12 protein-coding genes are annotated in these 14,066 nt (G+C 71.1%); 9 read left to right on the top strand and 3 right to left on the bottom strand.

The window, feature by feature from the left end; all coding sequences use genetic code 11:
* Positions 1–88 precede the first annotated feature (88 nt).
* The 7 genes from ccrA to pssA all read left to right on the top strand — a co-directional run bounded on the left by ccrA (position 89) and on the right by pssA (position 7,858).
* A complete protein-coding gene (gene ccrA / locus DTB53_RS11770; protein WP_012378351.1) occupies positions 89–1,426 on the top strand; it encodes a crotonyl-CoA carboxylase/reductase in 1,338 nt (445 codons plus the stop codon).
* A 9-nt stretch (positions 1,427–1,435) separates the two neighbouring features.
* Positions 1,436–3,448 carry a protein meaA gene (locus DTB53_RS11765; protein WP_003965072.1) on the top strand — a complete coding sequence of 671 codons (2,013 nt, stop codon included), beginning with the start codon at positions 1,436–1,438 and terminating at the stop codon, positions 3,446–3,448.
* On the top strand, positions 3,445–4,419 hold the full coding sequence (locus DTB53_RS11760; protein WP_003965073.1) for an HpcH/HpaI aldolase/citrate lyase family protein: 975 nt from the start codon (positions 3,445–3,447) through the stop codon (positions 4,417–4,419). The genes DTB53_RS11765 and DTB53_RS11760 overlap by 4 nt, the downstream gene beginning before the upstream one ends.
* A gap of 2 nt (positions 4,420–4,421) precedes the next feature.
* On the top strand, positions 4,422–4,925 hold the full coding sequence (locus DTB53_RS11755) for a MaoC family dehydratase (protein WP_003965074.1): 504 nt from the start codon (positions 4,422–4,424) through the stop codon (positions 4,923–4,925).
* A 49-nt stretch (positions 4,926–4,974) separates the two neighbouring features.
* Positions 4,975–6,180, top strand: coding sequence for an acyl-CoA dehydrogenase family protein (locus tag DTB53_RS11750; protein WP_003965075.1), 1,206 nt, complete (start codon positions 4,975–4,977; stop codon positions 6,178–6,180).
* 180 nt (positions 6,181–6,360) lie between these two features.
* Positions 6,361–7,008 (top strand): phosphatidylserine decarboxylase, encoded by a 648-nt coding sequence (locus tag DTB53_RS11745; RefSeq protein ID WP_003965076.1) that lies wholly within the window; start codon positions 6,361–6,363, stop codon positions 7,006–7,008.
* Between the two features lie 22 nt (positions 7,009–7,030).
* Positions 7,031–7,858 (top strand): CDP-diacylglycerol--serine O-phosphatidyltransferase, encoded by an 828-nt coding sequence (gene pssA / locus DTB53_RS11740; RefSeq protein ID WP_030700577.1) that lies wholly within the window; start codon positions 7,031–7,033, stop codon positions 7,856–7,858.
* Between the two features lie 94 nt (positions 7,859–7,952).
* Here the strand turns inward: pssA and DTB53_RS11735 are convergent, their stop codons facing one another.
* From DTB53_RS11735 to DTB53_RS11725, 3 genes are read right to left on the bottom strand one after another with little or no spacing between them, the layout of a single operon-like run.
* Positions 7,953–8,705 (bottom strand): PIG-L deacetylase family protein, encoded by a 753-nt coding sequence (locus DTB53_RS11735; RefSeq protein WP_012378353.1) that lies wholly within the window; start codon positions 8,703–8,705, stop codon positions 7,953–7,955.
* Positions 8,690–9,358 (bottom strand): DUF1796 family putative cysteine peptidase, encoded by a 669-nt coding sequence (locus tag DTB53_RS11730; RefSeq protein WP_012378354.1) that lies wholly within the window; start codon positions 9,356–9,358, stop codon positions 8,690–8,692. The genes DTB53_RS11735 and DTB53_RS11730 overlap by 16 nt, the downstream gene beginning before the upstream one ends.
* A gap of 11 nt (positions 9,359–9,369) precedes the next feature.
* The gene (locus DTB53_RS11725; protein ID WP_012378355.1) at positions 9,370–10,518 is read right to left on the bottom strand and encodes a hypothetical protein; all 1,149 of its coding nucleotides are present in this window, start codon (positions 10,516–10,518) and stop codon (positions 9,370–9,372) included.
* Between the two features lie 431 nt (positions 10,519–10,949).
* Between DTB53_RS11725 and DTB53_RS11720 the strand changes: the two genes are divergently transcribed.
* Both DTB53_RS11720 and DTB53_RS11715 read left to right on the top strand, forming a co-directional pair.
* The gene (locus DTB53_RS11720; RefSeq protein ID WP_042498208.1) at positions 10,950–11,798 is read left to right on the top strand and encodes a hypothetical protein; all 849 of its coding nucleotides are present in this window, start codon (positions 10,950–10,952) and stop codon (positions 11,796–11,798) included.
* A 55-nt stretch (positions 11,799–11,853) separates the two neighbouring features.
* The gene (locus DTB53_RS11715; protein ID WP_012378357.1) at positions 11,854–14,043 is read left to right on the top strand and encodes a bifunctional serine/threonine-protein kinase/ABC transporter substrate-binding protein; all 2,190 of its coding nucleotides are present in this window, start codon (positions 11,854–11,856) and stop codon (positions 14,041–14,043) included.
* The last annotated feature ends 23 nt before the right edge of the window (positions 14,044–14,066 follow it).

The raw sequence follows: 14,066 nt of genomic DNA, 5'->3' as shown, positions 1-14,066 counted from the left end.
ACCGACGGCAACACCTCCAAACCGCCCCTCCCCTGCCAGCAGGGCCCCCCGAGCGTTCCCTCGACGCCGCATCACCGGAGGCAACACCGTGAAGGAAATCCTGGACGCGATCCAATCCCAGGACAGCACCGCCGCGGACTTCGCGGCCCTGTCCCTCCCCGAGTCCTACCGCGCGATCACCGTGCACAAGGACGAGGCGGAGATGTTCGCCGGGCTGGAGTCCCGCGACAAGGACCCGCGCAAGTCGATCCACCTGGACGACGTCCCGGTCCCCGAACTCGGCCCCGGCGAGGCCCTCGTCGCCGTGATGGCCAGTTCGGTGAACTACAACTCCGTCTGGACCTCGATCTTCGAGCCGGTGTCGACGTTCGGCTTCCTGGAGCGCTACGGGAAGCTCAGCGAGCTGACCAAGCGGCACGACCTGCCGTACCACGTCATCGGCTCCGACCTGGCGGGCGTCGTCCTGCGCACCGGCCCCGGCGTGAACGCCTGGAACCCGGGCGACGAGGTCGTCGCGCACTGCCTGTCGGTCGAACTGGAGTCCTCCGACGGCCACAACGACACGATGCTCGACCCCGAGCAGCGGATCTGGGGCTTCGAGACGAACTTCGGCGGCCTGGCGGAGATCGCCCTGGTGAAGTCCAACCAGCTGATGCCGAAGCCGAAGCACCTCAGCTGGGAGGAGGCCGCCGCCCCGGGTCTGGTCAACTCCACCGCCTACCGCCAGCTCGTCTCGCGCAACGGCGCGGGCATGAAGCAGGGCGACAACGTCCTGATCTGGGGCGCCAGCGGCGGGCTCGGCTCCTACGCCACCCAGTTCGCGCTGGCCGGCGGCGCCAACCCGATCTGTGTCGTCTCCTCCCCCGAGAAGGCCGAGATCTGCCGGGCCATGGGCGCGGAGGCGGTCATCGACCGCAACGCCGAGGGCTACAGGTTCTGGAAGGACGAGCGCACCCAGGACCCGAAGGAGTGGAAGCGCTTCGGCAAGCGCATCCGCGAGTTCACCGGAGGCGAGGACATCGACATCGTCTTCGAGCACCCGGGCCGCGAGACCTTCGGCGCCTCGGTCTACGTCACCCGCAAGGGCGGCACCATCACCACCTGCGCCTCCACCTCGGGCTACATGCACGAGTACGACAACCGCTACCTGTGGATGTCCCTCAAGCGCATCATCGGCTCCCACTTCGCCAACTACCGCGAGGCCTGGGAGGCCAACCGCCTCATCGCCAAGGGCAAGATCCACCCGACGCTCTCCAGGACGTACTCCCTGGAGGACACCGGGCAGGCGGCGTACGACGTCCACCGCAACCTCCACCAGGGCAAGGTCGGCGTGCTCGCCCTGGCCCCCCGCGAGGGACTCGGCGTGCGCGACCAGGAAATGCGCGAACAGCACATCGACGCCATCAACCGCTTCCGCAACGTCTGAGGTTCCCCGATGAACGAGCGTCAGAAGGACCGGCCCTGGCTCATGCGGACGTACGCCGGTCACTCGACCGCCGAAGCGTCCAACGAGCTGTACCGCCGCAACCTCGCCAAGGGCCAGACGGGTCTCTCGGTCGCCTTCGATCTGCCCACGCAGACCGGATACGACCCGGACCACATTCTCGCCCGCGGCGAGGTGGGCCGCGTCGGTGTTCCCGTCTCGCACCTCGGTGACATGCGGCGGCTGTTCCAGGACATCCCCCTGGAGCAGATGAACACCTCGATGACGATCAACGCGACCGCCATGTGGCTGCTGGCGCTCTACCAGGTGGTCGCGGAGGAGCAGGGGGCCGACCCCGAGAAGCTCCAGGGGACGACCCAGAACGACATCGTGAAGGAGTACCTCTCGCGCGGGACGCACGTCTTCCCGCCGGTGCCCTCCCTGCGGCTGACCACGGACATGATCACGTACACGGTCAACCGCATCCCCAAGTGGAACCCCATCAACATCTGCAGCTACCACCTCCAGGAGGCGGGGGCCACCCCGGTCCAGGAGATCGCGTACGCCATGTCGACCGCCATCGCGGTGCTCGACGCGGTCCGCGCGTCGGGCCAGGTGCCCGAGGAGAAGTTCGGTGACGTGGTCGCCCGGATCTCGTTCTTCGTGAACGCGGGCGTCCGCTTCATCGAGGAGATGTGCAAGATGCGGGCCTTCGGCCGCATCTGGGACCGCGTCACCCGCGAGCGGTACGGCGTCGCCGACCCCAAGCAGCGCCGCTTCCGCTACGGCGTCCAGGTCAACTCACTGGGGCTGACCGAGGCCCAGCCGGAGAACAACGTCCAGCGCATCGTCCTGGAGATGCTGGCCGTCACCCTCTCCAAGGACGCCCGCGCCCGCGCCGTACAGCTCCCGGCCTGGAACGAGGCGCTGGGGCTGCCCCGGCCCTGGGACCAGCAGTGGTCGCTGCGGATCCAGCAGGTGCTGGCGCACGAGAGCGATCTGCTGGAGTACGAGGACATCTTCGCCGGTTCCCACGTCATCGAGGCCAAGGTGGACTCGCTGGTCGAGGAGTCGCTCGCGGAGATCGACCGGATCCAGCAGATGGGCGGCGCGATGGCGGCCGTCGAGTCGGGCTACCTCAAGTCTGAGCTGGTCTCCTCGCACGCGACACGGCGGGCCCGGATCGAGGGCGGGGAGGAGAAGATCGTCGGCGTCAACATCTACGAGACGACCGAGCCCAACCCGCTCACCGCCGACCTCGACGGCGCGATCATGACGGTCGATCCCGAGAACGAGGCCCGGGTCGTGGCCGCCCTGCACGAGTGGCGGGACAACCGCGACGAGACGCGCGCCTCCGAGGCGCTGGCCGCGCTGAAGAAGGCCGCCGCCGGCACCGGGAACATGATGGAGGCCACGGTCGAGTGCGCCCGCGCGGGCGTCACCACCGGCGAGTGGTCCTGGGCGCTGCGGGACGTCTTCGGCGAGTTCCGCGCGCCCACCGGGGTCTCCTCGGCCCCGGTGGCGGTCACCGCCGAACCGGGCAGCACGCTCGCCCTGGTCCGCGAGAAGGTCACCCGCACCTCCGCCGACCTGGGCGTGGGGCGGCTGCGTCTGCTGGTGGGCAAGCCCGGCCTGGACGGGCACTCCAACGGGGCCGAGCAGATCGCCGTACGGGCCAGGGACGCCGGGTTCGAGGTGGTCTACCAGGGGATCCGGCTGACCCCCGAGCAGATCACCGACGCGGCGATCGCCGAGGACGTGCACTGCGTGGGCCTGTCGATCCTGTCCGGCTCGCACGCCGAGCTGGTGCCCGACGTCCTGCACCGGCTGCGCGAGGCCGGGGCCCCGGACATCCCGGTGATCGCGGGCGGCATCATCCCGCCGGCCGACGCCACCGCCCTCATCGAAGCCGGTGTGGCCGCCGTCTTCACCCCGAAGGACTTCGGCATCACGGAGATCATCGGCCGTATCGTCGACGAGATCCGGAAAGCGAACAAGCTCGACCCTCTGGAGGTCCCCGCATGACCACGCCCACCCCCTCGGTCAACCGCCTGCGCCCGCGTCGCTCGTGCCTGGCCGTGCCGGGCTCCAACCCGCGCTTCCTGGAGAAGGCCCAGGGGCTCCCGGCCGACCAGGTCTTCCTGGACCTGGAGGACGCCTGCGCGCCGCTCGCCAAGGAGGGCGCCCGCCACACCATCGTGGACGCGCTGAACAACGGTGACTGGAGCGGCAAGACCCGGGTCGTGCGGGTCAACGACTGGACGACGCACTGGACCTACCGCGACGTCATCACGGTCGTCGAGGGCGCGGGTCCGAACCTCGACTGCATCATGCTGCCGAAGGTCCAGGACGCGCAGCAGGTCGTGGCGCTGGACCTGCTGCTGACCCAGATCGAGAAGACGATGGGCTTCGAGGTCGGGAAGATCGGCATCGAGGCGCAGATCGAGAACGCCAGGGGCCTGGTGAACATCGACGAGATCGCCGCCGCGTCGCCCCGACTGGAGACGCTGATCTTCGGCCCGGCCGACTTCATGGCCTCGATCAACATGAAGACCCTGGTCGTCGGCCAGCAGCCGCCCGGCTACCCGGCGGACGCCTACCACTACATCCTGATGCGCATCCTGATGGCGGCCCGCGCGCACGACCTCCAGGCGATCGACGGCCCGTTCCTCCAGATCCGTGACGTGGACGCCTACCGCGAGGTCGCCGGCCGCGCCGCCGCCCTCGGCTTCGACGGCAAGTGGGTGCTGCACCCGGGCCAGGTCGACGCGGCCAACGACGTGTTCTCGCCCTCGCAGGAGGACTACGACCACGCCGAGCTGATCCTCGACGCCTACGACTGGTGCACCTCCGAGGAGGGCGGCAAGAAGGGCTCCGCGATGCTCGGCGACGAGATGATCGACGAGGCCAGCCGCAAGATGGCCCTGGTCATCGCCGGCAAGGGCCGGGCCGCCGGAATGCAGCGCACCTCCAAGTTCGAAGCCCCGGAGGCCTGATCATGCAGTTCGGACGCACCTTTGAGGAGTTCGAGGTCGGTGCCGTATACAAGCACTGGCCCGGAAAGACGGTCACGGAATACGACGACCACCTCTTCTGCCTGCTGACCATGAATCACCACCCGCTGCACATGGACAGCAACTACGCGCAGGAGACGACCGACTTCGGCAAGAACGTGGTCGTCGGCAACTACATCTACTCGCTGCTGCTCGGCATGTCGGTGCCGGACGTCTCCGGAAAGGCCATCGCCAATCTGGAGGTCGAGTCGCTCAAGCACATCGCGCCGACCTTCCACGGCGACACGGTCTACGGCGAGACGACCGTGCTGGACAAGACCCCGTCGAAGTCCAAGAGCGACCGCGGGATCGTGTACGTGGAGACCAGGGGCTACAAGCAGGACGGCACGGTCGTCTGCGTGTTCCGGCGCAAGGTGATGGTTCCCACCGAGACGTACATCAAGGAGCGCGGCGGGGAGCAGCCCGGCCGCCCGACGCCCGCCAAGTAACCGTGTGAAGCCTTAAGGCCATCCGCGTGAAGCCACAGGAGAAGCAGCCATGACGCGACTCGCCCAGACCGCCGGTCTGAACGACATCCAGCGGGAAATCCTTTCCACGGTCCGGGATTTCGTCGACAAGGAGATCATTCCGGTCGCGACCCAGCTGGAGCACCGCGACGAGTACCCCACGGAAATCGTGGAGGGGCTCAAGGAACTCGGCCTGTTCGGGCTGATGATCCCCGAGGAGTACGGCGGGCTGGGCGAGTCGCTGCTCACCTACGCGCTGTGCGTGGAGGAGATCGCGCGCGGCTGGATGAGCGTCTCGGGCATCATCAACACGCATTTCATCGTGGCCTACATGCTCAAGCAGCACGGCACGCAGGAGCAGAAGGACACGTTCCTGCCGCGGATGGCGCTCGGGGAGGTGCGGGGCGCGTTCTCCATGTCCGAGCCGGCGCTCGGCTCGGACGTGTCGGCGATCTCCTCGAAGGGCGTGAAGGACGGCGAGGAGTACGTTCTCAACGGCCAGAAGATGTGGCTGACGAACGGCGGAACCTCCACGCTGGTGGCCGTTCTGTGCCGAAGTGACGAAGGCCACCCCGAGGGGACCGCGCCGCACAAGTCGATGACGACCTTCCTCGTCGAGAAGGAGCCCGGCTTCGGAGAGGTCCGGCCGGGTCTGACCATCCCCGGGAAGATCGACAAGATGGGCTACAAGGGCGTCGACACGACCGAGCTCATCATGGACGACCTGCGCATTCCGGCCAATCGTGTCCTCGGGGGCACGACCGGCCGAGGGTTTTACCAAATGATGGACGGCGTCGAGGTCGGGCGGGTGAATGTCGCCGCGCGTGGTTGCGGGGTCGCGCAACGTGCATTCGAGCTGGGCGTTTCCTACGCGCAGCAGCGCCACACCTTCGGCAAACCCATCGCCCAGCACCAGGCGATCCAGTTCAAACTGGCCGAAATGGCCACCAAGGTCGAGGCCGCCCATGCGATGATGGTCAATGCGGCACGCAAAAAGGACTCCGGGGAGCGAAACGACCTGGAGGCAGGGATGGCGAAGTACCTCGCCTCCGAGTACTGCAAGGAAGTCGTCGAGGACGCCTTCCGTATCCACGGCGGTTACGGCTTCTCCAAGGAGTACGAGATCGAGCGCCTCTACCGTGAGGCACCGATGCTGCTGATCGGTGAAGGTACCGCCGAGATCCAGAAAATGATCATTGGCCGGCGCCTCTTGGAGGAGTACCGATTCCAGGGCTGAATGTCCCTTTCGGGGTGATTTGGTGGCGAAGAACATCACACCGGGTCACCCTCGACGGGTGCCTTTCCGCCGTCCGACTCGGCTGCTGGCTTGCCCAGTTGCGCCCGGCAACCGATAGCATCGCCGGAAAGCCGCCGTCCCCCGTTGCCAGCGCGGCATCATCCGCTACGAAGGTCATTCATGCCCGACAGCACTTCCTCCGCATCCCGCGGCGGGGTCCGCATCGCCCGCGGAGCATCGCCGTGGCTCCTGCCGACCGTCGCCACCGCAGCCCTCAGCCTGGCCCGCGCCCGCAAGTCGGGGCGCTGGGCAGCAGTGGCTGTGCCCACCACCGCGCTCGCGGCGGGCATGCTGTGGTTCTTCCGTGACCCCGAGCGCGAGATCACCGACGGCCGGGTCATCTCCCCGGCCGACGGCGTGGTGCAGAGCATCATGCCGTGGAAGGACGGGCGCACCCGCGTCGCGATCTTCATGAGCCCGCTCAACGTCCACGTCAACCGCGCGCCGCTGGCGGGCACCGTGACGTCGGTCGAGCACATCCCGGGCGGCTTCGTTCCGGCGTTCAACAAGGAGAGCGAGAACAACGAGCGCGTTGTCTGGCACTTCGACACCGAGCTCGGCGACATCGAGATGGTGCAGATCGCGGGAGCGGTCGCCCGTCGGATCGTGCCGTACCTCCCCGAGGGCACGAAGGTGGAGCAGGGCGAGCGCATCGGCCTGATCCGCTTCGGCTCGCGCGTGGACATCTACCTCCCGGAGGGGATCGATGTCGCGGTCGAGGTCGGCCAGGCCACCACCGCGGGGGTGACTCGAATTGACCGTGATTGATCCTGATACCAAGGCCGGCTGGGTGCCGGAGGCCGACGACGAGAACGACGTCGACGGTGCGGAGGACATGCCGCTCTCCATGCGGCTGTCGATAGCGGACACGCTCACGCTCGGTAACGCGACGTGCGGATTCATGGCGGTGTACTTCACCACCACGGGCATTCTGATCCCGCACCTCACGGGCAGCGACGAGACCGGCATGGCCCGGCACTCGGCCGCCACCGCCGTGATCCTCATGCTGATGGCCGCGATCTTCGACCTGTTCGACGGTCTCGTGGCGCGGAAGCTGCGCTCCTCGCCGATGGGGGCCGAGCTGGACAACCTCTCGGACCTCATCAGCTTCGGGCTCGCGCCGGCCTACTTCGTGCTCGTGTACGGCATGGTCGCCGACGACGCCCACCAGCGGGTGTCGGCACTGGCGGCGATCGTCGTGCTGCTTGCGGTGGTCCTCAGGCTCGCCAGATTCTCGTGCGTGACGCTGAAGGACGGCATGTTCCAGGGCATGCCGAGCCCCTTCGGAGCGCTGACGGTCGTCTCGATCGTGCTCCTGGAGCTGCCCTTCATCCCGACGCTGCTCGCGATCGTCGGTGTGGCGTGGCTGATGGTGAGCCGGGTGGAGTACCCCAAGCCGCGGGGCATCCTCGCGGTGGCGATGCTCGGATGGATCGTGGCCGCCATGGGGCTGCTCGCGGCGTGGGCGTTCGACGCGCCCGGCGGTCAGCTGCTGCTCCAGACGGGCTGCGCGCTCCAGGTGGTGCTCGGCGCGGTGATCCCGCTGTTCGCCACGGCGCGACGGGTGAACACGTTCCGTGACAACCGGCGCGAGGCACGGGCGGCACAACTGCCGTAGCGGCGGACGGACGACTCAGGGCGAGGGCCTCGGATGCTCCCCGGCATCCGGGGCCCTCGTGCGTGTACCCGCGCCACCGGGCCCCGCGCCCGTCTCAGTCGGCGTCGCGGGGGCCCAGGCTCCAGATCAGCTCGGCGCGCAGCGGTCCCGACCGGGACAGGACGGCCCCGTGGACGGGGGCCAGCGCGGCGAGCTGCGAGGCGTGGCACAGGACCGCCTCGCGCTTGGCCGCCCACTGCTCGTCGGAGAGCACCAGTTCGTGGCGGACGGTGAGCCGGTGGGTGCGGTTGAGCTCCCGGTAGGCGGGCCCCCAGTCGTCGCTCGCGGCCAGCGCCTCGCCCGCCCCGGGGGTGCCCCATTCGGGGAGGTGCCCGGTGTAGGGCAGGTCGGCGTAGACCCAGGGCTCGGGGGCCCCGGCCTCGGCGAGGACCCGCTGGGTGCGCAGCCGGACCGCCTCGTGGTCCGGCTGGTTGGTGGCGAGCGGCACGAGCACCCGGGTGCCGGGGGCGAGCGAGCGGAGCAGGGCGTCGAGTCCGACGGGCTCGTCGCCCTCGCCGACGTACGGACCGTCGGGGTGGTCGATGAGGACCTGCTCGGCCCCGAGCAGGTCGCAGGAGCGGGCGTCCTCGGCCCGGCGCGCCCGGTACGCCTCGACGGGCGAGCTGAATCCGCAGAGGGCGTCCCACCCCGAGACCGGGAGGCCGGGGGCCGGGGAGCCGCCGTGGACGGTGACCACGGCGAGGGGGCCGGGCAGGGTGGGCAGCAGTCCCGTGAGGGAGAGGGCGGCGTCGTCGAAGTGCGGTGAGACGACGACGGTGCGCCAGGGCGGGGTTACGTCTGCGGGCACGGTTCCTCCGGAGGGTGCGGGCGGGTGTCGGGGGTCCCCGGGATGCGGCGGGGAATGTCCAGCGGGGCCAGGGCGGCGTCCCAGGCGGCGTCGTCGCCCTCCCAGCGGCCCGGGCTGAGGGCGGCCGTGCCCCACAGGATGCCGGGCGGCAGGGCGTCGGCGTCCGCCGGGGGCGTACGGCGCAGCCACAGCAGGTCGAACGCGTGGTCCGGGTAGCGGGAGCGCAGCAGTCGGTGCAGGTCGGCCAGGTCGGGGGCGGCGCTCTCGTCGAACGCGTCCTGGTGGACGTACAGGACGCGGGACCGGGAGGCGGTCAGGGCTCTCCACCGGTCGGCGAGGTGGGTGAACTTGGCCCGGACGGCCGGATGCTGCTCGGCGATGAGGGCCGGGGTCAGCGGGGCGCCCTCCGGGGCGTGGAACTCGTGGAAGAAGCGGATGTTCGAGCCCCGGTCCCGTACACAGGCGCCGTCGCTGAACGGTTCGCCGAGGCCGGGGCGCAGGACGTTGGCGAAGTCGGCCTCGATGGTCTCCTTCACGGCGATGAGGTCGAGGTCGAGCCAGTCGAAGAAGTGGGCCCGCTCGACGCCGGTGATCCGGCGGAGCTGGTAGGTCGACTCGCAGTGGTAGCCGAGCCCGACGCAGACGTCGTACATCGCGGGCTCCGTCAGGCGCCGGTGCGCCGCAGCAGGACGCCGATGCTGCCGCGCTTGCTCAGATAGGCGCGGCCGCCGCACACGGACTCCAGCGCCGGGGCGACGAGCGGCGTCTCGTCGGCCTTCTCCCAGTGCCGGGTGTGCGCCAGCCAGGGGGTGAGCCGGGCGGCGAGCGTCTCCGGTTCCAGGGCGACGAAGACCAGGTCGGCGGGGAGGCGGTCGAGCAGGTCGAGATCCTGGCCGTAGTACAGCATCTCGATCAGCAGGTAGGCCGCGCCGGGGAGTTCCCGGCGGGCGGCCAGCTCCTCCAGGGACTCCGCGTGGATGTGCGCGGCGGCCCCCGCGTGGCCGGCCAGCCGGTCCCGGAAGGCCCGGTTGGGCTCGGTCGCGTGGACGGTGAAGCCCTTGTCCACGAGCCGGGTGGTGAGGGCGCCTTCGCAGGCCCCGACCTCGACGAGGGGCCCGCCGCCGGGCGGGAGGTGCCCGGCGATCCACGCGACGGTGGTGTCCAGCCGCTCCGCCTCGTAGCCGGAGGTGGCGAACTCCCAGGGGTCGGGGACCGTGGCGGCGTCCTCGTCGAGACTGGCCAGGAGGGCGAACAGCCGGTCGCGTTCGTCGGGTCCGGCCGCGAAGAAGCGTTCGGTGGCATGGACCCGGCCGGTCCGCACGACGTGCTCCTCCGAGGCTGTGCGCAGCAGGTGTCCGCAGTGCCGGTTGACGAAGTCGAGCTTGGCGGCGACCTCGGTCCGGTCCAGGGGGCGGTCCAGGTCGCTGATGAACTGGAGGTAGGGCGAGTGGCCGACGGCGTGCAGGACGGCCCGCTCCCCCGCGGCGTCGGCGGCGTCCCGGCCGAGCCGGCCGCGGCTGCGCCGGGTGTCGGCGGGCGAGTGGGTCCAGAGGCGGGCCGGACCGGCCGGGGCGGATGCCTCGACGAGGGCCGCCAGGGCCGCGGGTCCCGGCGAGGCGGCGTGCTCGTCGACCGGCCCGACCAGCCGGGCCAGGGCGTCGAGCCGTTCGGCGAGGGGCCGGCCCGCCGGGAGCACCAGGCGCTCGCCGGTGTCGCCGCACAGGACGTGGACCTCGTTCTCCCGGCCGCCGATCACGGAGAGGAAGTCCAGGGCGGCGTCCTCGGCCCTGAGTATCGCCACGATGTCGATCACGGATGGATCCCCTCAGCAGGACTCGGCAGGACATGGTCAAAACTGGGCGGACCCGGCCCGAAGGCGCGGAGTCCGGAATGAGCTAATCACCGGCATTCCATGTGGTCCAGACCAATTTTCCGCCGATCATGAAGCCCCGGAGGAGCGGCTGCCCGAGGCCCGCGCCCCCACGGGCACCGCGCCGGAACAGGCTTCCCGCTCGCGTCGACGGTTGAGATCCGGCCATGCGCGGACGTCCTTCATGTCCGGCGCCTACCATTCCGCGCGCCGGACCGCCAGAGCCGGAGCCCCGTCGTCGGCTGAGCGGTTCCGCCGGTCGGATGAGTAGCGGGTTCCCGTCCCCGGGGCGCTGTCCGCTTCTAGAATCGCCTCGCCACCGACGCCCGGACCGTTCGGCCGGGGTGCGGTGCGGGGGACCAGGGGGTCGGATGATGAAGCTGATGCTGGTGGGGACACGCGTGGCGGCCGTCGCGGCGGCGGGGGCGCTGCTGGCCGGGTGCGGCGGGTCGGCGTCGAAGGGCGGGGACGGGCCGGGCCCGGAGCCGAGCGGATCGGAGCGGCAGGGCGGCCCGGCGGCCGACGGCGAGAAGACGGGGGCGTCGGGGAAGCCGGACGGGAAGGAGTCCACGCTGCCGGGGGCGCTGCCCAGCGCCTACACGTTCACGCCGAACCCGGCGCGGGTGCCGAAGGACGCGGACCAGGCCCGGAGGCTGACCCGTGAGGCCGCGCTCGGGGAGAACGACTGGACGGCCGGGATGGTCCGGCACACCCCGTACGAGAGCGGCGGCAGCTGGCCCGTGCTCCCCGACTCCTGCGTCTGGACCCGCTCCGCGCTGCCGTCCGGCGTCCTGGACAGCTTCACACGGCGGCTCGACATCCCGGCGCGGGACGGCAGGGGCCGGGTTCAGGGGGCGGTGACCGTGACCGTGCACCGGAGCGTGGCGGGCGCGGAGGAGGAGATCAAGGACACCGTCCAGGAGAGCTTCCGCTGCCCGGAACAGGAGCTGGGCGGCGGGCAGCGCCTCAGCGGTCTGATGTCGCTCCGGTTCGACCAGAAGGACGTGCGCAACGCGGACGCCTCGCTGTTCGAGGCCGGGAAGTACACCGGTCCGGAGTCCGGCGGCACCCAGGACTACGTGTGGACCAAGTCCCGGATCGGCCCGGTGACGACAGCCGTGTCCGTCAAGGGCGCGAAGGGCTACCGGAACAGCGATCTGCTGCGGATCGCCGCCGAGGGCGGCGCCAAGGTGCTCTACCGCGTCGAGTTGGAACTGACGTGACCGCGGGCCTGGAGGCGACGTGACCGCGAGCCCCGAAGAAAGGCACTGACCCCTGATGGAACCGCTCCGTTCCACCGACCCGGCACGGATCGCCGGGTACCGCGTCCTCGGCCGGCTCGGCGCCGGCGGCATGGGCGTGGTGCTGCTGGGCCGGTCGCCCGGCGGCGCACTGGTGGCGATCAAGCTGATCCGGGCGGAGTACGCCGACGACACCGCCTTCCGCACCCGCTTCCGGCGGGAGGTGGCCATCGCCCGGCAGGTCCGCAACCGGTGGGCGGTACCGGTGGTCGACGCCGACACCGAGGCGCCCGCCCCGTGGCTGGCCACCGAGTTCGTGCCCGGCCCCGCCCTGAGCGAGGCGGTGGGCGGCGGGGGGCCGCTGCCGGAGCGCGGGGTGCGCGCGCTGGGCTCGATGCTCGCGGAGGCGCTGGACGCGGTCCACGCGGCGGGGCTCGTGCACCGGGACGTGAAGCCCGGCAACGTGCTGCTGGGCCTGGACGGGCCCCGGCTCATCGACTTCGGGATCGCGCGGGCCCTGGACGACACCGTCCTCACGGCGACGGACGTGATCGTCGGCTCCCCCGGCTTCCTCTCGCCCGAGCAGGCGCAGGGGCGGCGGATCGGACCGGCGAGCGACGTCTTCTCACTGGGCTGCGTGCTGGTGTACGCGGCCACCGGCGGGCGGCCGTTCGGCAGCGGCCCGGTGGAGGCGATGCTGTTCCGCACCGTGCACGACACGGCGGACCTGAGCGCGCTGCCGCCCGGGCTGCTCCCGGTCGTCGGGGCGTGCCTGTCGAAGGACCCGGGGGACCGTCCCGCGGCGGCGGACGTCCGCCGGGCGTTCGCCGAGGACCTGTCGGGCGGCAGCTGGCTGCCCGGTCCGGTCACCCATCTGATCGCCGAGCGCTCGGCGCGGATGCTCGCCCTGCCCGACATCGACGCGACGAGCCTGGACGCGGGCGGGGGCGGCGGTCCGTTCGGTGGCCCTGACACGGGCGCCGGAACCGGGGCCGGGAGCGGAGGCCGGGACACGACGGCCGTGGCCCCCTCCCCCGGCCGCCGTCGCTTCCTCGCGTACGTCGCCGGGGGCGCGGCCCTCGCCGCGACGGGCACCACCGCCGCGTGGCTGGTCTCCTCCGGTGGGGGCGATCCGGTCGGCGGGAACGGGGGCGACGACGGGAAGGCGGCCCGCCCGGAGCTGCGCATCGGACTCCAGGCCGACCTCAGCGGCCCGTCGGCCGCCCTCGGCAAGGGGCAGGAGCGGGCGGTCCGGCTCGCCGTCGCCGAGCACAACGCGCGCGGGGACGCGGCGTTCACGCTGCGGCTGACCACGGTCGACGACGGGGGCGACGAGGAGCGGGCGAAGGCTGCGGTGCGCCGGTTCGCCGAGGACCCGCTCCTGGTGGCGGCGATCGGGGCGACCGGCACGGACGCGGCCCGGGAGGCGCTGGTCGCCTACGACGAGGCGGCGCTGCCGCTGCTCAGCGTGGTCGACGGGGACATCCGCCATCTGAACCGGATCTTCCTGTGCGCCCGGCCGCGCAACGACATGCAGATGCTGCCGGTGGCGCAGTTCCTCGGGGCGTACGAGATCGACAGGGTCGCGCTGGTCGACGACGGCACCGAGTACGGCCGCCAGACCACCCGCTTCCTCGACGCGGGGCTCCGCGGCAACGGGCGCACGGTGCTCGCGGAGACCGTGCGGGAGGGCAGCCGCGACCTGGACGCGGAGGCGGAGCGGATCGCCGCGAAGCGGCCGGGGGCGGTGGTGTACGGGGGTGGCTGGTCGGATGCCGGCCGGTTCGCGAAGTCGCTGAACAGGGCCGGGTTCCTGGGGCCGAGGATCGCCACCCAGGCCGTGCACGACCCCCGGTTCCTTGCGGAGGCCGGTCAGGACGCGGCGGGCTGGCTGGTCGTCTCGACGGCCGCCGACCCGGCTTCCGTGCCCTCGGTGCGCCCGTTCGCGGCCGCCTACCGCAAGCGCTTCGACGGTGTGCCTCCGCTGTTCGCGGCGGAGGCGTACGACGCCGTCGGGCTGATCGCCGCCTGCGCCGAGGGGCTGGGCCGGGAGAAGGTGGGCCGGCAGGACCTGCTGCCCGCGCTGCGGACGACCACGTACAAGGGGGTGTCCAAGAGCTACGCCTTCGAGCCCGCCAACGGGACGTACACCGGGACCGGGGTCTTCGTCTACCGCGTGGAGCGGGGGCGCTTCCGGTACATCGGAACGGACGGCCGGGAGGTCTGACCGGGTGGCACCGGCCGGACCTC

The sequence above is a fragment of the Streptomyces griseus genome, from assembly GCF_900460065.1.
GTDB classification, from domain to species: Bacteria; Actinomycetota; Actinomycetes; order Streptomycetales; family Streptomycetaceae; genus Streptomyces; species Streptomyces griseus.
The sequence above is the reverse complement of the archived record's forward strand: the minus strand, read 5'-3'. Positions and strand labels throughout refer to the sequence as shown.